The following is a 26,650-nucleotide window of genomic DNA, read 5'->3' as shown; positions in this document are numbered from 1 at the left end:
TCGTTAGAATCCGCCCCTTTGATTGCCGTGCTGCGCAACCTGACAACTCCAGTATGGCTTATTCACTTCATCGGGTCAATCAAATCATCAAGTAAAAATTGTAGTCTGAAGCTTTATTTAAGCTGCAGTAGGTGTTGCTTTGCCCAAATTTTATTGTTAACCAAGGGCATCAATAACCTATGGGATTAGGCATTGATTAGGTTCTGGTAAATAGATCTGAATTTATTTAGCTATTGAACGTTTATAAAAACAACCTAGCCCAGCTTTAAAAATAGTTGCTGTTTAAAAACTCAGACTCACTCTTTGATGATTATTTTTTCCAAAGTTTGTAATGAACAGGACTGGACATGTCATCTGAAGCACCACAAAAAAGTAAACTTTACTTAGCCCTAACAACAGCATTTTCAAAAGTTGACACTATTGAGCTTGAAAATATTAGAAACCACTACGGTATAAATTCAAATAGTTCCAAAACTAATTTCGAGGATTTTCTGTGTGAATGTTTAAAAGCCACCTTTGACATAAATTTTAATAGCTGCCGGAAATTTCGAAAATACGTCGAGAACACAGAATTTTTTAATGAATGTGTCAGATACATAGATGAGGCGTTCGCAAGTGTGAGCTTCTCAAAATCTGAACAATTTAAGCGTTGGAATCTTTATCTTTCAACAAAACTATTTTTTTCAATCTCATACTGCTTTGGGTATTCATCAGCTACCTCACTGAGCGAAGATGATTTAGTAGCAATTTGGGAAGCTATAAAAAAAACTATTCAAGAACATAAAAAATATCAGGAATTGAGGATTCCCATTGTAGTTTTGTCCCAAATTATAGACTTCATCACAGGATCTAAACATTTAAAGCTAATGCGTACGCTTACAGCGCGAACAAATATTTATCAAAATCTTTATGGTTTAAATGACGAAAAATTCAATCTTTACTACAAAAACTGGAGTCATTATTTCGAATTATGGGCCAATAATCGAACAGTTAAATCAGAAGGTCACCAAATTCACTACTTTAAGCATTTCTTAGCCTATCTTGAAGTCAATAACTTTGGTGATGATCCAATCAAATTTTTAAAAGAACCGAGAAAAATAGATTTCTACAATTTCATTTGTGACCATGACTTAGATAATAAATATGAGCTGTTGAGTCAGATGCATATTTTTACCGACTGGATTATAGATAATCACATGAATAAATTAGGTGTGCATATAACCACTAAAAATGAACTTAAATCATTAAGCCAACTAGCTAATAAACGTCGCCCGACTGAATCGGTTAAGGAGGCATTACCAACGGTTTGGATACATAAATGTGTAGAAATTCTAACGGCGAACGATTTTGAGTGGCCCAAAACTCTTAAATCGGAATACTTTAAATGGGTTAACCCTGAAACTAAAAAGGTTGAAAAAGTATGGTCCCCTGTGACAACTTTTTTATTCCTGCTGATGTTTGAAATTCCATTACGAAAAATACAAGTGCAACAATTGGATTCTGGGGAAGGGGATGCTCAAAGATACAATTATGAAACACAAAAGTGGGAGGCCAATACTAGTAAGCACGCAAATTATTGGTTAAAACTAAACACAAAAAGAAATGAACGAGGTGCTGTTACTAAACTGACTATTGAAGGTCAGGAAATGGCAGGCTTGTACATCAATACCAATAAGACACAGGATGTAATTACCAGCTATGACGAAACTTCAGGCTACATAATCCAATGGAACAATCCCACTGCGATCAAAATCCTTAGCACTTTATTAGCCTGGCAGGAAAAATACAATCCTGTTGAAGGTCCTTTAAGTTATAAATACGTTCCAACCACTGCTCTCGAATTAAAACCAACGAAAATGGCGCTTGAGTGTACTCCAGCAAGATTTTATTTATTCAGAAATCCACGAAATAAAATAAAAGAGGCACCAGCAACAACATCATATTTGCTACGAGTGTGGCACAAACTTATGGCAGAACTAGAATCTGTACTTCAGGCTGAAGGCCAAGATGTAAAAATTACTCTAAATCTTGATGTCAATGGCCAACCTTCACGATCAGTTTTTACACCACATGGATTGAGAGTCGCCGGGCTCACAGCGTTATATGAGCAAGGTGTCCCCATAGAAATACTCAGTAAAATTGTTGCTGGGCATGCTTCAATTTTGATGACCCTGCATTACATCAAATTTAATCCCGCTAAAATTTCCGAAGTTTTAAATGCAGCTAAGCATAAAGCTGATTTGAATGTCCAGCAAAATTTTTTACATCAATTGAAGTGTACTTCATCTTTTGAGGCGGCTAAACGCTTTGTAGTAGCTAATTCGGAAGAAGCGCTTAACGTTCAACAGCGGCATGTAAATTCGGGAGCAAAGCTAAATTATACAGGCTCCCCAATAGGGCTTTGTCCACATAATGGAACTGCTTGTGATACTGGCGGACCCATTATCCGCTATGGAGGGAAAAACAAAGAAAACGCACATGGTCCAGTTGAAGGAGGCCCATCAAATTGCGCCAGATGTAGATACCTTTTAACTGGCACACCCTGGCTTATTAACTTATGGCTAGAGGGCAATAAAAAGTTTGTTGAAGCGCAAGCTATGGCAGTACATATCGGCCAGCTGAGGGATGAGCTTCAAATTTTAGAAAGTCGATTGAGTGACGAATACGATAGACCATCGTCCTCTCCTTCCTCCATTGTAGAGTTGACTAAAGAAGTAGATACATTACAAACGGTCATTGCACACCAATCAACATTACTTGATCAACAATTAATCAACGTTCATGCAATCCATAACATAATCAATTTGATAAAAGAATTGCCATCAAGCACTGATCCGGATAGCAAATATTCGATTATTTTGCGAGACGACAATCAAGAAGCATTGGAATATACCGAAACTTCCAGGTTTGAAACCTTGAATCTAATGGTGCAAGCAGGCTCAATCTGGAAACACGTTCAGGATGATAACTTTGCTAGGGAACGTGATGAGTTTATCAATCAAGTTATCTTTCATGCAGGTGCTCAGCCAATATCATTTACCCCATTATCGGATCACGACAAAAAATTAGCTCTAAACGCTGTTGCAGACTTTTTACTTGCCAGCCTGAACCGGCATGAGTTGATTCAACTGGAACGTGGAGATATCACTCTAGAAAATCTTGGCATTATTCCAAACCTTCGATCGTCAATTGAATTGATTGAAAAAACAGCTTTGGAATCATCTTTAAAATTTCATCCCAGGAAGCTGTCATGAAATCTGCGCCTTCCATCAATGAGCAGGTGGAGTCCATCATGAGTCGTACGACCAACTTGGACTTATTGAAACGCCTGAAAATAGTCCACGAAACTTTGGCTAAATTGTGTTCAAAAAATGTCATTCCAACGATTTCGTTACTTATCTCTCACTTGAATCAAAACCGTCTATCCATTTCGGAAAGATCCTTCTACAACTCACGCAAAGGGGGGAATTTATATCGCGAAATCTATGATGTTTGGAAAAAACACATGCATGGAGGCGAAATAAAACTCGGGGATCATGTTTCTGAGGATATTCGTAACGAACCCCTAGCAATTTTGGACATCGATGAATTGAGTGGAATCACTGACCCAGTATTGCGATACCGAGTGGTTATGTCGCTTAAATTGCTTAGAAACACTACTGTGGAACTGGAAACTTTAAAGAATGTGGTGACAAATAGCTCAAAGCTTTCTCCTATTTCCACATCACCAAATGACACACCGCCACCGAAACAGTCATTGTTAAATCAGAATGAATTTAAGGCCGTTTCTAATCTGTTAAGCAATATCGATTTAACGTTTAACGAAAGAGGGGCTCTCATTGCGAGCCGGCCAATAAAAATCAATACAGTTTTATCAAGCCCAGGCTTAAACCAAGCCTTACAGAAAATTTGTTCAAAATATTAGGATGAAATTCGAGTCCGCTGATTATTAGTTAGGAGAATCAAAATTATTACGCCAAAGCTGTCTATTCTTGTCCCTTTTCCCAATACTGTGGTATTCGAGAGTTCTCGCTTATTTAAGGAAACTATAGAACTGGCACAACACGCTGAAAAGTCAGGTTATCATCGAATGATATTTTCAAACAGTGCCGGATATTCAAGAGCATTAACCTCTCTTCGTGTGAGTGAAATAGTAGCTAACACCAACTCTTTACGAGTTGGTGTTAGTGGAGTCTACTGTTCGTTAATCGCCCTAAAAGTTATAGCTAGTGATTTTCAAAGTTTAAATGCCTTTCATCCTAATCGAATTGATATGGCACTAAAGGTCAAGACCCTTCCAGAAAGTGTGAAGCTAAATGTAAATCGAAGACATATTGCAGAGCATATCGAAAAACTTAAGGCATCAAATAGTATTGGTAGTTCTAAGCCAATATGGATTATGGGTTCAAATATGAAAAGTGCACAACTTGCAGGAAATTTAGGCATACCCTTTTCAGTTATTTCTGAGGGTTCCATTAATGATGTTATGAATACTATTAAATGCTATCGAGAGGCATTCAAACCCTCAGAGTATTTATCCAAGCCCTATATCAGGGTTGGTGTAAATGTCATCGCAGCTGCAACAGACCAATATGCTAGTTACTTGGCTTCATCATGGCAACGTTTAGTTATCAGCAATAGAAGAGGCAGTGGAGTCGGATTCAAACCGCCAACCGTTAATTATCTAGATCATATTAGCGATGAAGATAAAGGCTTATTAAAACAATTTCTAGGCCGCACAGTTATTGGGTCTAAAGTGACAGTTACTAGAGAAATAAGAGCGCTTTTAAAAATGACTAATGCAGATGAGTTATTAGTGTCATCTCGAATTTTTGAACACGATGCGCTACTAAACTCAAATCAGTTAATTGCTGAAGCGTTGAATTAAATCAATAATGGAAATCTGGTTACCGCAATTAATTAGGTAGGCAAATCAGTTATCGAACTGTCAGTCTCAGCTTTTCTAGGTATCGGATGGATGAAACCTCTGGTTCTCCATCTGTTACCGTTTACCAAAGTATCAAATTTAACTTCATTGGATAGCACCAGGTCATCAGCGTGATCGGTCACAATAATTTTAGGTGAAAAGCCTAATTCCTTCTGCAATTCAATACAGTATTCAGATAAACGTGAAAATAGGTTTTGGACGGCTTGGATGTCATCATCTACAGGTCTTTCAGTCGGTATGCGTTGATCCTTTTCCGCCTTTTTAGCATCTGCAAAACTATCCCCAAGATCCCGTTTGAAATTAGGGAAATACACTTGAGTTGGCTTATCAAAAAATAATATAGTTGGTATGGAGCATTCATCTCCTAGTTCAGAAAAATACCGGTGTAGCGCCAAGAATAGTCTTACATGGCAATACATCAAATGTGAAATCTCCACAAAGCCCTCTTAGATTTCTATATCACTTTTTGCTTTTTATTGAGTTCAATCAAGCTTTCCCATAATCTATTGATGATCAATAAATTTACAAATGTATAATTATTCTTACTAAATAGATGTATTTATGCATATCCTACAAAATAGATAATACAATCTACGCATCAATTGGAAGATAGATAAAAACTCAAAAATCCAAGAAGGTCATAATGAAAATAATTCAGAGCAGAGCTTTTGCCGTTAGTTTTGCATTAAATCCTCACAGATATTCATGGCTCTTAGGAGCAGGAACATCAGCCTCAGCTGGAATACCCACTGGCTACATGATGATTAGGGAATTCAAAACTGAATTATTTTGTATAGAGAATAATATTCCTCGCAAACAAGTTGATGCGTTAGATCAACTTTGGGTTGATCGAATTGACCAATATTTCAAGAAGAGAAATACGCTCCCCCAAAACGGCGATCCATCCGAATACTCAGCAGCATTCGAGGCACTTTATCCTAGTGAGAGCGACCGAAGAGCTTTCATTGAAAAGGCAATCAAACTGGGTACACCTTCGTTTGGTCATAGAATCCTAGGGGCTTTTTTAGCTAGTAAGTCCATTCAAACAATATTCACCACGAATTTCGACTCATTAATTGAAAGTGCGACAGAGAGGGCTAAGGAGCTTTTGCCCCCAAATGATAGGCATATGCTTACAGTTTCAGCTATAGATAGTACGGAACGGGCTGAGCGTTGTTTGAAAGAATCCTCATGGCCACTTTTAGTGAAGTTGCATGGCGACTATCAGTCTACCCAAATAAAAAATACTGCCTCTGAACTTGCCCAACAAGATCAAAGACTGCTTGAGGTTTTTAAAACCACACTCGAAATGCATGGACTAATAGTAGTGGGATATAGCGGCCGAGATCATTCAATTATGAATGCGTTAAGCTCTGTTCTCGAATCTAAATCTCATTTTCCGAATGGGATTTATTGGGTGGCCAAATCCGAAAAAAGCCTAATTCCCCAAACGCTAGAACTTCTCCAACAAGCAGAGAAAAAAGGAGTAGAAACAAATCTAGTTATTGCCGAAAATTTTGATGAATTCTTAAGTGATCTTGCACAAAAAACAAAACTCTCTGAAGTATTGAATAACTATATATTTGAAAGCATAGCCAAAGAAAAAATCACCCCAACTCCTATTTCTTACAAGGAGGCGCTTAAATTTCCGGTCTTAAAATGTTCAGGAGTCCCCCTAGATAGTATTCCGAAGCAAGCTAGGCACATATTGCTGAACAAGACAGCAAATATTAAGGAAATCCGCGAAAAACTCAGAGAAGCAAATGTATACGCTGTAATTGCTATCGTAGAGAAGGGATTGGCCGCATTTGGGCAAGATGAAGGCCTTTTGAAAGCTTTGGCAGACTATGAACCGACTCTAGGTGGCTATATTGCATTAGACCCACTAAATCATTCCTGGGCTAAAGGCTTGATTTATGATGCATTGTTAGGAGCCATTTGTAGGGGTAAACCTCTTAAGTCAATATTAAGAAACACTGGCCACTCCATTGTTGTGTCAAAACCTAAGCCTGAGATGACTCAGGATTATGCTCAGTACCGAAATGCTAGATTGAATTTGCTGCGTGTTGCATACCAGCATGAACTAACCGGACATGAGTCTAAACTCAATTTTGAATTCAGCGAAGGAATCAAGATTAAATTGGAACATTATTTAGATAAATGGTGGTGTGTGATAGAACCATTCACTCAAGTAACACTTCCAGAAGAGTTGGAAATTGATCCATCCTTGGATTGGCGCCGGGAAAGATGGGTAACTAAATATAATGGTCAATGGTCTTCCATTATTGATGCGTGGGCTAATTTGATTGGAAACAACTCATCAGACACAATCACTTCATATGGCATATCACCAGAGGTTGGCATTGACGCGCAATTCACGATATCAAGCGTTACTGGATGGAGTCGCCCTAGCCATACTCATTCTTACTTCAACAGGAAGAGTTAAATATGGCAAAAGATTTCAATGCTTCAAAACTGCCACCCTTTGTACTTTTAGATGAGCCTTATCTGACTTTTGACTCCTTGGAAGCAAATGCTAAAAGCATGCATCCGTTAAAGGGCTTAATCGAACACGGCCCATTTACGAATCATATTTTTAGCAGATACACCCCCAAACTTAGAGTTGCAATTGTGAGTCCGACAAGTGGTTATAATCGCATTGTGAAACTCATGAAAGAGTTGCAAAACTCACATGCTGCCAGTGATAGAAAAGAATACCTGCCAAACTTCCCAGGTTTCGAAAAGGTATTCGGTATTGGGTTTGGCTCATCGCACAGCGGTTTTCATATTAAATGGTCTGATGCTTTAGGGACATCAGATGAATTTCCAACTCAACAAAGTGTTTTAAAAGATCGCTTGTTCAAAGCTATTAAGCAACTAGCTTTAGCAAAAGAACACTTTGATGTTGCTGTTTTTCATTTACCAGACCAATGGGACTCTGCAAGCAGGTCAGATGACTTTAATGCTCACGACCATCTCAAATCATTAGGCGCTATCTATCAAATTCCTACACAAGTCATCAATGATAGAGCTTTTGATTTTGGATATAAGGCATCCATTGCCTGGCGACTAAGTATTGCAATGTATGTCAAAGCTGGAGGTATTCCCTGGAAACTCGATGCCATTCCAGGCGTGCCTGAGGGCACTGCATATGTAGGGTTGGCATATGCATTACGAGGCAATCCTGAGAATGCTCACTACGTAACCTGTTGTTCCCAAGTTTTTGATATGGATGGTGGAGGGATGGAGTTTGTAGCCTATGAGGCCCGCGATCCCGTTACAGATCTAGTTGAAGCCAGGAAAAATCCCTACCTTTCCCGTGATGATATGCGCGCTGTTTTAGCCCGAAGCCTTCAACTTTATCAAAAGCGTAATGGTGGAAAATTACCAAAGCGAATGGTTATTCACAAAACTACTGCCTTTAAAGATGATGAAATTAATGGTGCACATGATGCACTGGCTGGTATACCAGAAGTTGAATGTATAGAAATTAGCAGTACTTCATGGAGAGGTGTTTGGTTAGTTGAAACTGGTAATAAAGAGCGACCTACTAAACCGGCTAAATACCCTATTCCAAGAGGAACGATGATGCCGTTATCTGAGAATTCGGCATTAATGTGGATTGCTGGTAATGCACCCGATGTTTCAAGCACATCAGATTATTATCAAGGTAAAAAAGGGATACCAAGACCTTTATTACTAACCAGAAGATCTGGATCTGGACCATTAGACATCATTGCTGCAGAAGCTCTAGCTTTATCTAAAATGGATTGGAACAACGATGCGTTATATGACCCAGTCCCAGTAACTATCACATACTCTAAGAGCTTAGCTCGCACGATTGCAAGTGTTAGAGACTTACCTAATCAGGCTTATCCATATCGATTATTTATGTGAATTTATCCTCAAAAGCAAAATTTATGTTTTAGTTACTGGCTTAGGGAATAAATCATTATGCCCAGACATAAAATATAAATTGGCACCCAATTACGAATAAAATAAGAAGCAAATAAAACGGGGAGTAGTTGTGGATATTGTTATTAATATTCTTATATCTTTAATTGTGGGCTTGATTGTAGTTCCACTTTGTATGGATTCAGTTAATGATTTTCTAGTTACACATTTAAGTGGGCGGTTTGGTACTAGAAAATCTGATAACTTATCAGGGGAATGGGTTCAAAATTGGCAGGTTGATGGCGACGATGATGAGCTGGAGCACCAGAATCCAGCATTGACGCTTTTTCAATTGGGACAGAGTCTAGTAGGGACCTTTCACTTTGAAAAAAGAACATACAGAATTAGAGCCCGAATTGAAAATAGTACCTATATCAGCGGTACATGGTTTGATGAGAAGAAGGGCCAGGTATATCACGGCGCCTTCCAAGCAAGAATTGAAGTTAACCAACAAGAAATTAATGGAAAGTGGATTGGATTCAGCAAATCCCACAATATTATTAAAACTGGCTCTTGGAAGTGGACGCGTAAAAATTAACTTTCAGCCAAGAGAATTCACAGGTAATAAATTCGATGTGATATCACAATCTTTTTGAAAATTTCACTGCCATTCTAAAATCTAATGCAGCCTTAGCGACACCATCTAATCCCGGAAATAATTTACTGGCGTGTATATCAAAACTATTTAATCTAATTAATAGATCTCCAGCAAATTTTGCTGGCATTGTAAATTTATAAAGCCGCATTCGATCATTGTTTTCAAATGCGTTATTAATCAAACTTTCAGTATCTTCAGCAACGACCCTCAAGTCCCTCGTATAGTGAGTATGTCCTCTGCCTAAAACGAAAACCCCCTTTTGAGTGGCCATATTTAGACTTACACTTCCTGGCAATCTTACAAGCTCAATTTGACCATCTAAATGGTGTAAATTATCTTCATCAAATATCCAAACAGCTAACTTGCCATCCTCTTTAAATTGTTCAGCATCTGGTTTATATATCACTTGTATTGCAGCAAAATAAGCTGCGACTAGGGGAGAACGAGTCCAATCAAGCAGTCGTGTTGGTATTCCATGATGTTGGGCTAATGCAAGTATTGGAATAAATTCTTGGGTCGGCCATTCGTTGGCATTTTGACCATACTTATCAGTAAAATTTCTAAAATCCATTGCTGATCTAAATGCACTTGAGTCCTGTGGTACTTGGTAACCGATCTCATCAATAAAATATAGAAAATCTTTTAACAATAAATATTCAAATAAGACAACCAAATCCACATTATTAAAATGTTCTGAATTCTCTCGATATTTTGCAATTGTTGATGCTCTCTGAGCATTGGGAGTTAATAACCAATTTGCATCGCCTTGACCACGAATTACTGGTCTATGGATTAAGTTACGGAAAGAACTTATTGGGTTTAAATATTCCCAAAACTCATCCAAGCTCCTCGTTTCAATGACTTCTATAGACATCTATTACCCTCAACATTAAACACTTAATTTTTCTACCCTAGATCAAGATCAAAACCTCAAAGCGGGTTCATCGTTTGTCCTTGTCCAGGTCTAGCTTTGAAATGCACAGTTACACGAATGTCAATTTCGGGAAATCGCTCTTCTTGAACGGCTCACAACTACTGTATCAATTGATGAGCCAGTAGCGAGACCCAGAAGCATATTTTTAGCATCCCCTAGCTCATCTTGCACTCTTGTTGGAATCTGATGACTCAATACATCATAAAGCCAAGCCGCTCCAATTGAAGCTACAGGTGCCATTTCCAAACTTTGTGTAATTGCAGTGCTAACCATTCCTGTAAAAAGAGATTCTAGTCTCCAAGGTGCGAGTCTTTCGGCACGTCGTTCAAATGCCTTCACATCAGCATTAATTTGATCAACAGCCGCAATAATGTCTGCACCTGCTGGAGCAACCATGAGTTGACTTGCAACATTGCGAAACCTGGTAATTTGAGTAGAGTTGAAATTCAACGCAACATCTAAAGGACTCGCTTCTGATAGTGAAAGCAAACCATCAGTCACACTGTGCATTCTATTAGCTACAGGGTCTCTAGGAACAAATCTTGTTTTACCAAGGTAACTCGCAACTATTTGGCTGTTATGAGTCTCATCAAAACCTCCAAAATCCCGAGGAATATAGCTTACACCTAATCCTTGGGCCCATTCGACTGCAGCACCACAAGTCATCAGTTCCAGGCGTGCATCTTTTTTAGTCAGATTGAAAAACATTTCCCCCAGATGTGCACCAACGCCAACATTGAGAGATGCTGTCGCTCCCCGCATCATGAAAACATCATGTTGCCTGGAAATGAGCTGACCGTAACTCTTAAGTAAAGGTTGAGCTCTAACATTATTGGAAATTTTCGAAATTGCTTGAAGCACAGCTGCGCGCTGATCAGATGTTAAAGGCGCATAAAGCAAAGGCTCTTTCTTTTGGCCTCTAATGATAGATTTTGCAGCTAGGGATCGCGATAATATAATTGATTGAGGGTCTACCTCTGCCATTGCATCAATAAGCGATTGTGGATATAAATTTGCAGAATAAGGAAGAATAATCTTAACTCTGTTGAGTCGAATTAACTCTTGCAGATCTGTTAATGAAAGCCTGTGTTTAGTGAGCCAATCCAAACTACTTAACTCAGGGATAATATTTACGCAATCATAGATTGTTAATAGTTCAGATAGTCGGCTATCGCCACAATTTTCAACATCATACAAACATGAAAAGTTATGAAGTGGTAATGGTTCCTCCGGAACAATTAATTGATTCTGTCTGCTAGTTAGAAAGCTTCTCCAATCATCTTCATCTTGATGGATCAATGATCTTAATGTGCTCGATGCAGCTTGCATGGCATATTGATTACTAGTGATGAGTGTTAGATCACTTCTATCAGTTGGAAGCTGTGGACTTGGCAAACCCTGTGAAGGTGGATCAATAGTTACAATTTCAACAGGTTCAGTAATGCCTATCTTAACAGCTGCTCTTAAGACAGTTTCTGTTGCAGTTGTATCAACGAGTGAAAATGTTCGAAATATCCAAACTTGGCGTTGATTATCAAAATCAATGCTTCCTCTTGGTAAGTTGGGTTCAGCTAATGATAACAACACATTAAAGTCATGGACTGATAAAGGCTCACCTTTTAGCCATACATCAGACTCATAATCATCCGGCTCATTGATCTGGTTTTCAATAGGTGGGCTAATTCTGGACAACTTAATATTACAAGTCACTGGTTTCAGATTTTTATTAAACCAGGTTTTTAATTCCGCAAACTTTGAGTCTTCGCATTCAGCAATATGAATGATGTTTTCATAGTGAATTCTATACAAAGCCAGTTGAAGTTCTGGATGAAGCAGTCGCAACTTCTTAATTGTCCTCATTGCCCACTGTAAATGTACAGCTTGAAGGCCACCGCTCGTTGCGTCTGTAGTACTCATTCACCAAGGTCCGCTCACAAATTATGAACTATATTTTTGCATATTTTTTAAGCAAGATACGATATAAAGCTTATGACTGAGGTAATCACTTAAAACTTAATGATCTCAACGCAGTTTTTCAAAGCTTTAGTCAGTAACTTATAAGTATCAAGGTCAAAGTTAAACTCAAACCGACTTTGCCTAGCCTCATCCATCTGAATATCATCTTCAACAGTAGCAATATGGCACCATTGTTCAAAAACCTGAATTTGAGTCTTGCCAGTTATACCATCAACCTCTTTTATTCCAACACGACCATCATACGGCCATGATTCAAGCCGCATACCTATCAGTGCTTGTTTGAGTCTCAAATAATGAAGCTCAGGTGACTCTTTACCAGCACATACACCCGAGCATTTTTTAAGCTGGTATGAAAAGCATGCGCCTTTACCTGTTTCAAGGCCTAAAAATCTTGGACAAAGGCGATGGTCAATCGCAATCTGCCTTATAGTTTCCGTAGCAGAACGTTTAGAACGGAACATGCCATACAGCAAATCGAAATAGCTAGGGTCTAACTCATCAGCTGAAACATAGGTTATCCAAGGCGTTTGATCCAGGGTCTCTGCCAGTCTAATTGATTGCAGTTGTCGATTGCGACGCAACATCCGGTTATAAGCTGGCTGCCGCTCTTTGATAAGCTTAGACTCAAGAAGCAATGCCCCCAACTCACCGGCAGTCTCTATCCATTCAATATGTTTAACTTCCTGGGCAATCTGCATCTCTTTGGAAGACGCATGATCACTGCTGAAGTGATTTAATATACGTGAACGAAGCTTGATGCTCTTGCCAATGTAGATTGGCAGATCCGTCTCACCGAAGAATAAATAAACGCCCGGGCTATCCGGAATCTTATTTAACAAATCACTATCAATACCGGCGGGTAAGCTAGGTCCCTTACATTGATCATTGATTTCCTCAATTACACGTACCGAGCCAAGCAATCTCCTGGCAACCTCCAGATACTCCAGCACCAGAATGACATCTCCCATTGCCCGGTGGCGAGCGTTGGTAGTAAGTCCATGTCGCTGCATGATGGCATCCAGGCCATGTCCTCTATGTTCGGGAAATATTCGACGAGATAGTTTTACCGTGCAGAGCGTTTTCAGCATCAAGGTTGCATTGATGCGTTGATATTCAGCTTTCAGAAAACCATAGTCAAATCTCACATTGTGCGCAGCTAAAGGCAAACCTTCCAAATACTGATACAAGGTTGGAGCTATCTCTTCAAAGGTAGGGGCATCTTTCACCATCTCATCGGTGATGCCGGTGATATGGGTAATGGTTATTGGGATAGATCTTCCTGGATTAATCAGTGACTGCCATCTATCAACGATCTCACCATTCTCAATTCTTACCAGGGCTATCTCAGTAATACGGTCAAACAAATGTGATCCACCAGTCGTCTCGATATCGAGAATTACCATGTCTGGTAGCCAACGTACTTCTTGGAAATACTTATGATCATCAGGCAAGCCGGTTACCCCAAATAAAATTGTATAAATAAGCGCATGGATAAATTCAAACTCCAAGGCTGAAGTATAGTCTTTTAATTTTTATCGTTACAATAAAATTATTATTTTTGTTACAATAAAAAATATAAAAAGGACAACTTCGAAATTACTGGTAGGAATTTAGGTTCAACAGCTATGCAAAATCCCATTCCGGTTAGCCAAAATCCATCTGTAGTATTAATTCCTTTTTTTGAGGGTAAGGTACGCGCTGGCCAGTCACGCTTTGCGTCCGCTGCTCAAGATTATGAAATGAAGGAGCTGGATCTTAATCAGTTACTCATCACTGATCCTCCAGCTACTTTTATTATCAGGGTTGCGACTGATTGCGACTCTATGATCGATGTGGGTATTTATCCTGGCGCCAAACTCATTGTGAATAGAGCATTGGGTTCAAAGGCCAAGTCTTCCAATATCGTCATTGCAGTTGTAGATGGTGAATTCGTCGTGAAGCGCTTATACAAGCGATTCAAAATCGTACGCCTATTGTCAGAAAATAAGGCTAAAGCGTATCCACCTATCGAGTTTAAGGACGGGGAAGAACTCATGATCTGGGGTGTGGTACAGCATGTTATTACTTCCTTCACTTAGCACAGTATTCAGACGGGTATTCGCCCTTGCTGATGTCAACTCCATGTATGCCTCCTGTGAAGAGGCATTTCGTCCGGACATTAAAGGCAAACCGGTTGTCGTGCTGTCCAATAATGACGGGTGCGTCATCGCGCAGAATAAGCTTGCTAAAGAAGTCCTGGAAATTTACATGGCTAAGCCTTTCTTTGAAATCAGAGAGGCTGCCGAGAAGCTAGGTACGGTCGTATTCTCATCTAACTATGAGCTGTACGCCAACATGAGTAATCGATTTGCGACCATCCTATCGAAGTACTCACCCCGCATTGAGAAATATTCGATTGATGAGACCTTCCTGGAAATGACTGGTATGAGTGTCGATTACAGCGATTACGGTCATACTATGAAGCTTGATGTCCTGAACTCAATCGGATTACCAATTTGTGTTGGTTTTGGCTACAGCAAGACGTTAGCAAAACTGGCTAACCATTGTGCCAAGAAACAACCTCGCTGGAATGGAGTATGTGACCTTACAAGTGTCAGTGACACTGAACTGGATACCATCATGCAAGAGCTACCGGTTTCCAAAATATGGGGTATTGGCAGCAGGATGGAAAAACGCCTGAATGCAGTTGGTATCTATGACGTGTTAAGGCTGAAGCGAGCAAATCCTAAACGCATCCGTGATCACTTTGGTGTGTTGGTTGAACGTATTGTCAAAGAACTTAATGGCGAAGTCTGGTTGGACATGGAAGACATGTTGCCAGAGGCGAAACAGGTCATGAGCTCCCGTTCATTTGGTGAGCGTGTGTCCACCATGGATAAAATGAAGGAGGCAATCAGCTACCATGCGTCCATGGCTGCTGAAAGAATGCGGAAGAAGAATTTATATGCCAACGGCGTCTATGTTTTCATGATGAATAGCCCACATGACCAGGCCGTATTTTGTTCCAGCAGCTTGTCGGTAGGTTTACCAGCGCCGACTAACTCGACCCTGAAAATTAATGAGATGTCGCAGGCCATACTTAAGAGAATCTTTCAGCCTGGTGTTTATTACCAGAAAGCCGGCGTAATGTTGCTGGATACAGTGCCGGCAGGTGGCCGTCAAACCGATATGTTTGGTTATACCGAACGTGATGAGAAATCCGAATCGCTGATGAGTGTCATGGACAAGATTAATAACAAATACTCTAGAGGCACCATTTGGCTGGCCTCCGAAGGTGTAGATGAAACAAAAGATTGGACGATGCAGCGCAACTTCAAAAGTCCTAATTACACTGGGGACTGGGGCGAGCTTTTAGAAGTAAGATAAGATTTAGCCGCAAGATGTTTGAGCGCCGAACTCATAATCCGTTGGTGCTTTTAGCTATAAGCGTAATATTTCTCGGTGGTCAGCATGGATCTGGTTACCTTGAATTGTTCCAAAACTAAACAAATCCTTAACTGGAAAAATATTTTTCAGTATTTACTACAATAATGAGATATTCAATGAAAAAAATTCTTATAGTGGATGATCACCGCATCGTACGAAATGGCTTAAGGAATTTAATAGAACTAGAAGCCGACTTACAAGTAGCTGGTGAAGCAAGTTCAGGTGCGGAAGCAATACAATTGGTGCGCGAAAATCAATATGATGCTGTGGTACTAGATATTTCTATGCCAGGTAAAAATGGTGTTGAAACATTAAACGAATTATTAGAAGTCTCACCCACTCTCCCGGTATTGGTATTAAGCGGCTATTCCGAAGACCAGTACGCTTTGAACTTGATGCGAAACGGTTGTAAGGGATACCTATCAAAGAATTCAGATTCTGAAGAAATTATCAATGCAATCCGCACGATTTCAGCCGGTAGAAAATATATTTCCGCAGAATTAGCTGAATTAATGACTAACGAATTAAGTCATCCTTCACAAAAGCAATTACATGAAACTCTATCACCTCGGGAATTTCATGTATTTATGAAACTTGCTGTAGGCCAGACTCCCACGGCTATTTCAGAGGAATTGTCCCTTAGTATCAAAACGATTAGCACATACCGCTTCCGCATCTTAGAAAAAATGGCATTGAAATCCAATGCTGACCTGACTTATTACGCAATTAGATACGGGCTGATAAATTAAAGACTAATTATCCGCTGCTCTCTAATTTGATAGCAAGGTAAGCCTAATAACGGTGAAGATTGTGGAATCAGTCGAGTTATAACAGCGGCAATACGGTTTAAGGCTCGCAGTAAGTCAACTCCTACATCCTAATAAGACTTGTCCTGATTTAAAAACATGTGCCAGCAGTATTAAATTGCAACGCAGTCTGCACTATCAAATCTCGGACAAGTTTTTAAGGGACATATATGAGAAAAATTTTACTTGCATTGCCATTGTTGCATTTGCGGTATTCGCTGCAGTTAGATGCAACGAAACAGATGGTTCAGGATTTTGTACCTATTAAACACTTGAAGCGTAAGATCAGAGTTAGGACAGCGCTAAATCAATGACAATGAATAAACTCATTTAGATTTTGATTCGCCACTAGGACCGCTGAATTTATTTATTTAGCGGGGCGAGTTAATGCCTCAGCAATTGCTAATTTGCATATTGATCGCATTCCTGTAAAGGCATCTCTTAATGGGATGCTTTTTTCTTCTATATTTCTGACTAGTCATTCAAGAATGTTCCAGTCTATGATTACATAGTTCTTCTGCATCCGATTGTGATGAGGATCAATGCCAGCACCCTAGCAAAATATCACTGACGGCTTGCATAGTAGATGCTTTTTTGAAATCCATGACTTTAAACATCCTTCGACCTAATCGCTTTGGCAATGTCTGCTACATCGTACGGTTTGTTTAAGAATTGAAACTCTTCAAGATCTCCATGTTCTTTTTTAAGTGCTGGAAGAGGATAGCCTGAAGCAAGAATGATTTGAATTCCAGGGTTAGATTCCCGAAGTTTTCTTGCTAACTCGATCCCATTCATTCCTGGCATTAATATATCCGTGAATACCAAACTGACTTTTGCGCCTTGTCGCAAGAGCTCCAATGCCTTTTCGCCACTTGATGCTTCGAATACTTCATAGCCAAATAGTTTGAATATTTCGGAAGTTGCACTAAGCAAGTCTGGTTCGTCCTCAACAATCAATACTGCATCGCATGTTTCATCCACTGCCTCGGCCAGAATTGTTTCGTCGTTTAGCGCCGGGAATAGCATACTGACTGATGTTCCCATATTTACTTCACTTTTAATGTAAAGAGTACCATCAGATTGTTTCATAAATCCAAATACCTGGCTTAGACCCAATCCAGATCCTTTGCCAATTTCTTTGGTTGTAAAAAAAGGTTCTGTGACGTGTTTAAGGTTGTCCTTAGTGATACCAGTCCCGGTATCAGTCACATTGACCTCAACATAATTGCCTTCTGCTAAGTCTTCATATTCGCCTTTTGCTATCAGCCGCTTTCTGGTGGTGATGCTGATATTTCCTCCGTCTGGCAGGGCATCACGGGCATTTACCACTAGATTCAATAAGCTGGCTTCAAACCTTGTGCTGTCCACCATTACAGGAAGAGGGGTTTGGATGAATTCAAAATTAATATTAATGTTTGAGCCTACTGCGCGAATCAACATTAATTCGAAGCTGTTGATTAGTTGGTTTACATCATGTGGATCTGATTGCAATGGCTGTTGTCTGGCAAAACTCAGTAACTGTTGTGTCAGCGTCGCCCCACGGGTGACCGCACGTTTCATTGTTTCTACCAGTTTTAGATGCTTAGCATCCAATTTTGAAACTCTAAGTATCTCAAGGCCATTAGAGATGACAGATAATAAATTGTTGAAGTCGTGTGCAACTCCGCCGGTGAGATTGCCAATAGCGTCCATTTTCTGTGCTTGAAAAAGTTCTGAATTTGCTTTTGCGAGATTATCTTCAGCTATTTTTTTCTCAGTAATATCCCTTGTTATCTTGGCAAAGCCTATAAGGTCTTTATCGTCGTTATGAATTGCGTCAATAACTACATGAGCTAAAAATAAAGAACCATCTTTTCGGACACGCCATGCTTCATTCTCATAGCGTCCATCTCGTTTCGCAATCTCCAGTGATAGATCTGCCAAGCCAGCTTCGCGATCTTGTGATGTCATGAACTTTGAAAAATGAGTGCCGACCACTTCTTCAGCCGAGTAACCTTTAATGCGTTGTGCTCCAGAATTCCAATTGGTTATGATGCCTTCTGGAGAAATCATATAGATTGCGTAATCCGTAACACCTTCAACTAAATATCTGAACTTGCGTTCACTCTCAATGAGCATGTCCTGAGATGTTTTGCGTTCTGTGATATCCCGGGTGATCTTCGCATAGCCTATTAATTCATGTGCATCGTTATAAATGGCCTCTACCACTATATTTGCCCAGAACCCTGAACCATCCTTCCGAATACGCCAGCCTTCAGCCTCGAATCGGCCATGGATGGCAGCTTGATCTAATATAGATTGTGGAACCCCTGCATCTCGATCTGTTTGAGACAAAAAGGCGGAAAAGTGTTTACCAATGATTTCACTTTCTGTATAGCCTTTAAATCGCTGTGCACCAGCGTTCCAGCTGACAATCTTCCCATTTGGATCAAGAAGGTAAATTGCATAATCCCGGATGGATGAAACCAGTATTTCGAATCGCTTATCAGAATTGATTAAAGCATCGAGGTTTTTCTTTGGAAGCCCCATGAATTCTTTAAGAATCATTACTATCTCTTTTCAAATGGCTGTTTGTACAATAAAACCGAATTTCAGGATGTGGCCTTCTGTAAAAGTAATACTGGAAGCGATGTTTCGCCGATAGCATTAGAACATGACAGATAAATGTTTTAAAGCCGTCGCGATGGGTTGAGTTTCCATAATGCCTTAGCCCTTGGCCAATGCATACTTAAGTTGTATCAATTTCTTCATCCTTACACTATGTTGCAAATTTGTCAGTTGAGTTTCTACCGATTGCAATTCCCGCAATGTATTCAGAAGTGCGACACTTCCTATAGCACAAACTAATATTTTTGATACCGAATCTTTAGGTTAATAAGTGTTATTCAGTAAATGCTTTTTGAGAGGTGATTCAAAGTTTGTATACTACGGTGCAACATGGAACTACTTATATGCCGAAATATAATTGCCCTGTGACGATTGTTTTGAAACAAAAGTTTGGCACTGGAGATTTCTTCAAATGATGAATGAGCATGAGAATGTACTTGGAAAAAATAGACTTCTGGAAGCGGATAGTTCTTCAAACGATACCATGTCAGAAATATTTAAACAGGCGCCGGCCTTCATGTGCGTTCTACGTGGCCAAGATCATAGGTTTGAGCTCGTAAATGACCGTTATCTACAATTAATTGGCCATCGTAAAGTTGAAGGACTAACTGTGAGGGAGGCCTTGCCTGAACTAGAGGGACAAGGTTTCTTCGAACTACTGGATTCTGTTTATCATTCTGGAAAAACATTCAACGGTACTGATATGTCGGTTCTATTACAACGTTCCGTTGGTAAAGGACTAGAGAAGAGATTTTTAGATTTTGTATACATTGCCCTACGAGATGCTGAAGGAAAGATCACAGGCATTCTAGTTCACGGCATAGACCAAACAGAACGCAAACAAAGTGAAATCAGCTTGGCCGAAAAAGAAGAGCAACTGCGGTTAGCTCTAGATTCTGCTGAGGTTGGTCTATGGGATGTTGACGTTGTAAACGATCATCTTTTTTGGCCCGCAAGAGTCAAAGCCATGTTTGGTATATCTCCCGACAAACCTGTGACCATGAAAGATTATTATGATGGCCTTCATCCAGATGACCGTGAACATACGGTGACTGCTTATTCAAATGCCACTGATCCCAATATGCGTACCCAATATGATGTGGAGTACCGAACTATTGGCCAAGAAGATCAAATCATCCGATGGGTAGCAGCCAGGGGAAGGGGAATTTTTAATGAGGAAAATCAATGCGTCCGTGTGATTGGTACTGCGATAGATATCACTCAGCGGAAGGCTAACGAGGAAGCCTTGCGAAAAAGCGAAGAGCAACTGCGGGAATCTGATCGCAGAAAAGATGAATTTCTAGCGATGTTAGCGCATGAACTTCGTAATCCGCTTGCACCGATCAGTGCCGCAGCCCAGTTATTGCAAAAAGCTAAACTGGATGAAGCTCAAGTCAGACGAACGAGCCAGATTATTAATCGCCAAGTCAAACATATGACAAGTTTAGTCGATGACTTACTAGATGTGTCGCGGGTAACCCGTGGTTTAGTCGAATTAGAAAATACTGTCTTAGATATCAGCCAGGTAATAGCAGATGCGATTGAGCAAGTGACACCGTTAATTCGAGCGCGCAGTCATCTACTTGGGTTAAAGATGACGCCCAAAGCACCCTTTGTTCAAGGTGATAAAAACCGACTCGTTCAAGTCATTGCAAATCTTCTTAACAATGCAGCAAAGTACACTCCCGAAGGTGGGGATATTAAACTTAAAACTGAAGTTATAGATGGGCATGTGCACATACAAATTGCTGATAGCGGCATTGGCATGACTCCGGAGTTAGTTGATCGTGCTTTCGATTTATTCGCTCAGGCTGAACGCACATCCGATCGCTCTTCGGGCGGATTAGGATTGGGGCTTGCGCTAGTCAAAAGCTTGGTAGAACTGCACCATGGAACAGTAACTTGTGAGAGCGCTGGACTGGGTAAAGGAAGCCTTTTCACCGTTCGCCTACCGCTTCAACAAGTCGAGGAAAGACATATAGAAGAGCAAACATTTAACGATCTACTACAAAAAACCAATGCTCCTCTGAGAATACTCGTTGTGGACGATAATGCCGATGTTGCTTCCGTGTTGGGCATGTTGTTGGAGGCAGAGGGGCATGAGGTAATGATTGAAAGTGAATCTCACAAAGCACTAGAGCGTGCCAAAGCCGAAGCCCCACAGGTATGCCTACTTGACATTGGCTTACCTGAAATGGATGGTAATGTGTTGGCTCAACATTTGCGGGCGATTCCCCAAACCGCTTCTGCACTACTAGTTGCCATCACAGGATATGGAAGTGCTAGTGATCGAGAGAATACGCTCGCAGCAGGTTTTGATTACCATTTGGTCAAACCAGTCGACACACGAACTTTATCGGAGATACTTGCAAGATTTGATAATCGTTAATGATCGCAACTAAAGCCCAAATATGGATTCCCGCCTGGTAAAGACGACCAAATCTATTCAAATTAATATGCTTAAGTCCATACCGGTGATTGCGTCACTCCAATGGACAGATTGTCGGTGCCACTTTACCAACTCTATGCACATGCAAAATAGTGAATATATTTAATCTGACATTATTACCAGAAGATTTCTGATTAAAAATATCAACCCATTTAAGCTAAATTGTAATCGTTCATATTTGGGTTGTACGAAGTTAATTTGAAGTCAATTTTCTTATCAGCCAGTGTGCCATTCAACAACCGTGGCACTTATTATGTAAAAGCAGATGCTCAGCTAATCTTAAACGCTGTTCGCGAATTCGTGCTTACATTTACTCCAAAATATCAGATTGTTTTTGGTGGCGACCCTGCATTAACTCGCATTATTTTAAGTATTTTTGAAGATTTAGGAATTGATCCTGCCAACTCGATAGTGCTATATCAAAGCAGTTTTTTCGACGGTAGCTATCCAGAAGAAAATCGTAATTTCAATAATGTCATTATTACTAATGGGAATCCTGGCAATCACAATGAAAGTTTATTAAAAATGAGAAGGCAAATGCTTTCAAGAAAAGATCTTGTCGGAGCAGTCTTTATTGGTGGTATGGAGGCTGTGGAAACTGAGCATCAAATATTCAAATACTTTCATCCAAACACTGAAGTGATGAGTGTGATATCACCAGGTGGAGGGGCACTTAATCTAGCGTTGGATCATGGCTATGCCACGGCAGAAGGTTTACTTGATACAGACTTCGAATTAATGTTTCGAAATTATCTTTTCCGAATTTCTGAGGAGCAAATTTAATATTACTAGCAAATATTGCAGTCGGAATTCACCTACTAACTAATCCGAATATTCAGAATGTTCAAAGCGATTCCAAGGTTTCAAAATTTAGACTCTAAATAACTCCAAGATTTTTTGGATATCTAAAATCTAATAACCTGGGAAAAATATGCTAGGAACTGTTTTACTTGGAATGCTGATCATTGTGACGTTTCTTTCCCTCTTTGTTGCCTCAAATAATTCGGAAAAGGGGTTTTTCAACATTAGTATTCTGGGCCTATTGCTTGCAGTAGTTATTATTCTGGCGATGAGTGGACTGATTTGATAAGCACAGAGGTATTATAAATAAACAGTTGTGAAACCTATGTAGTCTGAATTCCTAACCCAAGTCGCGCCTCTGATGTTCCCAATCCATATCCATATTTTAACTCACTATTCAAATACGAAAATCTGACCTATTGATCAGTCTGTTACCTATAACAATTTACAGCATGTGAGCTTAGTATTGAGATTAGGTTGTGATTCATGATCACACCCTGAGATCTCTCGAAGGGTGTTTCAAGGATGTGCTTACGCACATCCTTTTTTTTCAGCTCTAGCAATCTTCTAATCGGAAGCGGTTGCATTGACTCTTATTATTAGATTCTTTTATCAATGCGAATAAGGCCTAAGGTAAATAATATTGAACAGCCAATAATGAATGCGCCTGTGAAACCCAAGTTTTCAATTCCGAAGTTATCAATGACTTTACCACCAATAATTGCTCCTACACCAATTCCTAAATTGGCCCCGGAGATGTTGAGTGAAGCAGCAAAAGCTGGCGCCTGAGGTACTGCTTTCATAAGTCTTGCATGATTGACAACAAATTGTGCTGCTTGAGCGATACCCCATATACCTAAAGTAATTGGCATTCCCCACAGCACATCAAAACTGGGGACAACGAATAGCATGCCTAGGCAAAGCAGTATGCTGAAAAGCAGAGAGGCCCAGAGGGGATTCCAATCTACAGCCTTCCCCCCCAACCAGTTTCCTATTAATCCTATTCCCCCAAATGCCATCAGTGTCCAACCAACTAAACTGCCATCAAATCCAGCCAATCGTTCTAACATATCAGCAAGGTATGTATAGGTGGTAAACATAGCCGTAAAGATGAGGATGGACAAAACTACATGTCCCAGAACCAGAGGGTCACGAAGGTAGGATAATTGTTCCAGGAATGGAATTTTTTTAGAAGTTATCTTCATGATAGGCATATACATCTGCAGCATGATAGCTTTTGAAAAAGCTAATGCTGCCAAGATTCCAAAAGCAACTCTCCACCCGAATGCATCCGAAAGAAGTGCCCCAATAGGTATCCCGAATATCGTTGCGCAAACGATACCAAACGTCAGTATCGATAACGCATTTCCAGCTTTTTTTGATCCGGTTAAATTTACTGAACTCTCACTTGCCAATGCCCAATATACGGGTAACGCGACCGCGGGAATGACACGAGCGAATGCCATTACCCCAAAGTTTGGAGCAATTGCGGCAAGTGTATTTGCAAAGCCGAACATTGTGAGTATCACAACAAATAACATTTTCCGTTCGTATTTGGAAAAAAATGAAGTTAGAAATGGACCAAATGCAGCAACCGTAAATGCAAACAAGGTCACAAGTAACCCCATCGTAGAAATACTGACATTCAAGTCCCGTGCGATTGAAGGAAGGAGGCCAACTATTAAAAATTCAGTAGTAAGAATTGTGAATCCTGCTGTAGATAACAAATAGATCGGTAACAACTTTTGCTCCAAGTAGGTGATTGGATACGCAGAGATACATTATTGCGAGCAATGATGACTATCCAGTATTTGAAATGCCCAATTTTTTAATCAAATTTGAACTGGGTCAGCGACAGGCGCCATGATTGCATGCTTAACGGCTAAGAAAAAAGCCGCACATAGCGGCTATGAAGTTCAGAACAAAGGGAGGAAGCTCTGAACAATCTTGATCGGAGATTGTAAATTGATATTAATCCATAATTTCCAACAATTCAAGACGCGTTGCATTGAAAAATATATGCATTGAAAATGTGTAAGGCATCATTTCAAATTAAACCAAAACTATCAATCAAGTTGCCATTTCCGACATTCAAATGAATGTCGGAAAGTGTCTTGAAAATTGGATTGATAATTTAATGGTTGTACATCAAAAATTAAAGTTAACTAATCATCTTTGTTAACACGTGCATCAATCCTTTTAGCATCTTCAAGATGTTTTTTCAGAACTGGCAAAGTGTCTGCAGCAAACTTCTTGATATCCTTGTCTTCAGCATCCTCTGCAGCATCTTCGAACAACTCTACTGCCTGCTCATGTGCTGCAACACCAATATGAGTAGAATAACTTTTATCGAATTTCACACCATCTCTTGTTTCTAGATACTTAAGTTTGGCTTGCTGAATCAGGCCTGGTTCTTTCGGCAGCTCAACTTTTCGTTTGGTGGCTAAATCTTTAAGCTTTTGCTCTGCCTGGCTATGATCTTCAGTCATCATTTTTGCAAACTTGAGAATGTCGGCATCTTTAGATTTTTTCAAAGCGAGCTTACTGCCTTCTACCTCAAATGCCCCAGCTTTAGCTGCATTCTTCAAAAAACGTTTGTCTGAAATTGACACATCATCAGCCCATGCAGTGTTCATGCAGAAAGCTCCCAAAATTGCAGTGCAAACTACCAATCGATTTATGTGTTTCATCTCTGATCTCCTTTTAGTAAAGATCTGAATTTAGAGTTGACGTCGTGAAAGAAATATAGGGATTTATCCGATTATGTTGTCGGTAAGCTCTGGCAAAGAGACCTAAGTATACGCAGCAAAACTGCTCAAGTGGTTTAAATTCAAATTCTTACACTACCTTCAGGCAATTACTGACAATCTAATTCGACTCACCACCTTATTATTTGTTTTCCCCAATAACTTTAAGAAGCTCGGAAGGATTTTGTTATGCGTGCCCTGACCTATCATGGTAGTAAAGATGTTCGAGTCGAATCTGTTCCAGATCCAATTATTCTGCAGCCAGACGATGTTATTTTAAGAGTGACCGCAACTGCAATTTGCGGATCTGACCTTCATTTATATCGTGGAAAAATCCCTATGGTTGAAGATGGGGATATTCTTGGGCACGAGTTCATGGGAATTGTGGAAGATATAGGTCCAGAAGTCTCAAATGTAAAAAGAGGAGACCGCGTCGTTATTCCTTTCGTAATTGCTTGCGGAAACTGTTATTTTTGCGAACAAAGTTTATATTCCGCATGTGAAGCAACTAATCCTGATCGAGGCGGTTCATTGAACAAAAAGAGTGCGAGACCACCAGCTGCTTTATTCGGCTACAGTCATATGTACGGTGGCGTCCCTGGGGGGCAGGCCGAATTAGTGAGAGTCCCTAAAGGAAACGTTGGCCCCTTCAAAATACCGGGCTCTTTAGCTGACGAACAGGTGTTATTTCTGACAGACATACTTCCAACTGGCTATCAGGCGGTTCTAAATGCAGATGTAAAGCCAGGCTCAAAAATCGCTATCTTCGGTGCTGGTCCAGTTGGCCTCATGGCAGCCGCTTGTGCGCGGATGTTAGGTGCCGAGACAATTTTCATGATTGACCATCATCAATATCGATTAGATTTTGCAGCTAAGGTGTACGGCACCATAGGCATTAATTTTGACGAGATTGATGATCCTGCAGAGATCATTCTAGAAAAAACTAATTTCAGGGGAGTAGATGCCTCAATAGACGCAGTAGGTTTCGAAGCAAAGGGAAGCACGGTTGAAACAACTTTGACCACTTTGAAGCTTGAAACAAGTAGTGGCGAGGTTTTACGTCAAAGCATCGCTGCTACACGTCGTGGAGGGATAATCAGCATTCCAGGTGTTTATTCTGGTTTTATACATGGTTTTTTAATCGGAGATGCATTTGATAAAGGGCAAACATTTAAGATGGGTCAAACTCATGTACATACCTATTTACCTGAATTGCTGAACTTCATTGAAGAAGGCAGGCTGAGCCCAGCGGATATCATTACTCATCGCATGTCACTGGAAGATGCTGCAAAAGGATATGAAATTTTCAATAATAAAGAGGAGGATTGTCGCAAAGTAGTGCTCACTCCTTAAGGGTCAATTGTGTATTGATTGCTAACTCATTTTAGATTTAACTAGTGGTA

The 26,650-nt window shown here is 40.0% G+C and carries 19 protein-coding genes; 12 read left to right on the top strand and 7 right to left on the bottom strand.

What is annotated here, in order from left to right:
- Positions 1 to 347 precede the first annotated feature (347 nt).
- From ACFQ1Z_RS10105 to ACFQ1Z_RS10095, 3 genes are all read left to right on the top strand, one after another.
- Positions 348 to 3,254 carry a VPA1269 family protein gene (locus tag ACFQ1Z_RS10105; protein WP_379057386.1) on the top strand — a complete coding sequence of 969 codons (2,907 nt, stop codon included), beginning with the start codon at positions 348 to 350 and terminating at the stop codon, positions 3,252 to 3,254.
- Positions 3,251 to 3,925 carry a hypothetical protein gene (locus ACFQ1Z_RS10100; RefSeq protein ID WP_379057384.1) on the top strand — a complete coding sequence of 225 codons (675 nt, stop codon included), beginning with the start codon at positions 3,251 to 3,253 and terminating at the stop codon, positions 3,923 to 3,925. The genes ACFQ1Z_RS10105 and ACFQ1Z_RS10100 overlap by 4 nt, the downstream gene beginning before the upstream one ends.
- 165 nt (positions 3,926 to 4,090) lie before the next feature.
- Positions 4,091 to 4,888, top strand: a complete 798-nt coding sequence (locus tag ACFQ1Z_RS10095; protein WP_379057383.1) for a hypothetical protein — start codon at positions 4,091 to 4,093, stop codon at positions 4,886 to 4,888.
- A gap of 32 nt (positions 4,889 to 4,920) precedes the next feature.
- Here the strand turns inward: ACFQ1Z_RS10095 and ACFQ1Z_RS10090 are convergent, their stop codons facing one another.
- On the bottom strand, positions 4,921 to 5,385 hold the full coding sequence (locus ACFQ1Z_RS10090) for a DUF3732 domain-containing protein (RefSeq protein WP_379057381.1): 465 nt from the start codon (positions 5,383 to 5,385) through the stop codon (positions 4,921 to 4,923).
- Between the two features lie 206 nt (positions 5,386 to 5,591).
- Between ACFQ1Z_RS10090 and ACFQ1Z_RS10085 the strand changes: the two genes are divergently transcribed.
- The 3 genes from ACFQ1Z_RS10085 (at position 5,592) to ACFQ1Z_RS10075 (ending at position 9,440) form a co-directional block, all read left to right on the top strand.
- Entirely contained in the window at positions 5,592 to 7,394 is a 1,803-nt protein-coding gene (locus ACFQ1Z_RS10085; RefSeq protein WP_379057379.1) for an SIR2 family protein, read from the top strand.
- Positions 7,395 to 7,396: 2 nt separating this feature from the next.
- Positions 7,397 to 8,845: an argonaute/piwi family protein gene (locus tag ACFQ1Z_RS10080; RefSeq protein WP_379057378.1), complete on the top strand. Its 1,449-nt coding sequence runs from the start codon at positions 7,397 to 7,399 to the stop codon at positions 8,843 to 8,845.
- A gap of 130 nt (positions 8,846 to 8,975) precedes the next feature.
- Positions 8,976 to 9,440 (top strand): hypothetical protein, encoded by a 465-nt coding sequence (locus tag ACFQ1Z_RS10075; RefSeq protein WP_379057376.1) that lies wholly within the window; start codon positions 8,976 to 8,978, stop codon positions 9,438 to 9,440.
- A gap of 43 nt (positions 9,441 to 9,483) precedes the next feature.
- Here ACFQ1Z_RS10075 and ACFQ1Z_RS10070 read toward each other — a convergent pair whose 3' ends face one another.
- The 3 genes from ACFQ1Z_RS10070 to ACFQ1Z_RS10060 all read right to left on the bottom strand — a co-directional run bounded on the left by ACFQ1Z_RS10070 (position 9,484) and on the right by ACFQ1Z_RS10060 (position 13,919).
- A complete protein-coding gene (locus ACFQ1Z_RS10070) occupies positions 9,484 to 10,374 on the bottom strand; it encodes an FRG domain-containing protein (RefSeq protein WP_379057374.1) in 891 nt (296 codons plus the stop codon).
- A 120-nt stretch (positions 10,375 to 10,494) separates the two neighbouring features.
- Complete coding sequence (locus ACFQ1Z_RS10065; protein WP_379057372.1) at positions 10,495 to 12,351, bottom strand: hypothetical protein; 1,857 nt, start codon at positions 12,349 to 12,351, stop codon at positions 10,495 to 10,497.
- Between the two features lie 89 nt (positions 12,352 to 12,440).
- Complete coding sequence (locus tag ACFQ1Z_RS10060) at positions 12,441 to 13,919, bottom strand: exonuclease domain-containing protein (protein WP_379057371.1); 1,479 nt, start codon at positions 13,917 to 13,919, stop codon at positions 12,441 to 12,443.
- A 117-nt stretch (positions 13,920 to 14,036) separates the two neighbouring features.
- On the opposite strand from ACFQ1Z_RS10060, the gene ACFQ1Z_RS10055 reads away from it, so the two are divergent.
- From ACFQ1Z_RS10055 to ACFQ1Z_RS10045, 3 genes are all read left to right on the top strand, one after another.
- Positions 14,037 to 14,489, top strand: a complete 453-nt coding sequence (locus tag ACFQ1Z_RS10055; protein ID WP_379057370.1) for a LexA family protein — start codon at positions 14,037 to 14,039, stop codon at positions 14,487 to 14,489.
- Complete coding sequence (locus tag ACFQ1Z_RS10050; RefSeq protein ID WP_379057368.1) at positions 14,467 to 15,777, top strand: Y-family DNA polymerase; 1,311 nt, start codon at positions 14,467 to 14,469, stop codon at positions 15,775 to 15,777. Before ACFQ1Z_RS10055 ends, ACFQ1Z_RS10050 begins: the two co-directional genes overlap by 23 nt.
- A gap of 176 nt (positions 15,778 to 15,953) precedes the next feature.
- The gene (locus ACFQ1Z_RS10045) at positions 15,954 to 16,586 is read left to right on the top strand and encodes a response regulator (RefSeq protein ID WP_379057366.1); all 633 of its coding nucleotides are present in this window, start codon (positions 15,954 to 15,956) and stop codon (positions 16,584 to 16,586) included.
- Between the two features lie 666 nt (positions 16,587 to 17,252).
- Here the strand turns inward: ACFQ1Z_RS10045 and ACFQ1Z_RS10040 are convergent.
- Positions 17,253 to 19,190 (bottom strand): hybrid sensor histidine kinase/response regulator, encoded by a 1,938-nt coding sequence (locus ACFQ1Z_RS10040; protein ID WP_379057365.1) that lies wholly within the window; start codon positions 19,188 to 19,190, stop codon positions 17,253 to 17,255.
- A gap of 472 nt (positions 19,191 to 19,662) precedes the next feature.
- Between ACFQ1Z_RS10040 and ACFQ1Z_RS10035 the strand changes: the two genes are divergently transcribed.
- Both ACFQ1Z_RS10035 and ACFQ1Z_RS10030 read left to right on the top strand, forming a co-directional pair.
- On the top strand, positions 19,663 to 21,639 hold the full coding sequence (locus ACFQ1Z_RS10035; protein WP_379057363.1) for a PAS domain-containing hybrid sensor histidine kinase/response regulator: 1,977 nt from the start codon (positions 19,663 to 19,665) through the stop codon (positions 21,637 to 21,639).
- A gap of 258 nt (positions 21,640 to 21,897) precedes the next feature.
- Positions 21,898 to 22,482 (top strand): SLOG domain-containing protein, encoded by a 585-nt coding sequence (locus ACFQ1Z_RS10030; protein WP_379057361.1) that lies wholly within the window; start codon positions 21,898 to 21,900, stop codon positions 22,480 to 22,482.
- A gap of 617 nt (positions 22,483 to 23,099) precedes the next feature.
- Here the strand turns inward: ACFQ1Z_RS10030 and ACFQ1Z_RS10025 are convergent.
- Together ACFQ1Z_RS10025 and ACFQ1Z_RS10020 are read right to left on the bottom strand one after the other, a co-directional pair.
- Complete coding sequence (locus ACFQ1Z_RS10025) at positions 23,100 to 24,242, bottom strand: MFS transporter (protein WP_379057359.1); 1,143 nt, start codon at positions 24,240 to 24,242, stop codon at positions 23,100 to 23,102.
- A 423-nt stretch (positions 24,243 to 24,665) separates the two neighbouring features.
- Entirely contained in the window at positions 24,666 to 25,136 is a 471-nt protein-coding gene (locus ACFQ1Z_RS10020) for a DUF4142 domain-containing protein (protein ID WP_379057357.1), read from the bottom strand.
- Between the two features lie 300 nt (positions 25,137 to 25,436).
- Between ACFQ1Z_RS10020 and ACFQ1Z_RS10015 the strand changes: the two genes are divergently transcribed.
- Positions 25,437 to 26,600, top strand: coding sequence for a zinc-dependent alcohol dehydrogenase (locus tag ACFQ1Z_RS10015; RefSeq protein WP_379057356.1), 1,164 nt, complete (start codon positions 25,437 to 25,439; stop codon positions 26,598 to 26,600).
- The last annotated feature ends 50 nt before the right edge of the window (positions 26,601 to 26,650 follow it).

Source organism: Methylophilus luteus, from assembly GCF_042676265.1.
Lineage (GTDB): Bacteria > Pseudomonadota > Gammaproteobacteria > Burkholderiales > Methylophilaceae > Methylophilus > Methylophilus luteus.
The sequence above is the reverse complement of the archived record's forward strand: the minus strand, read 5'-3'. Positions and strand labels throughout refer to the sequence as shown.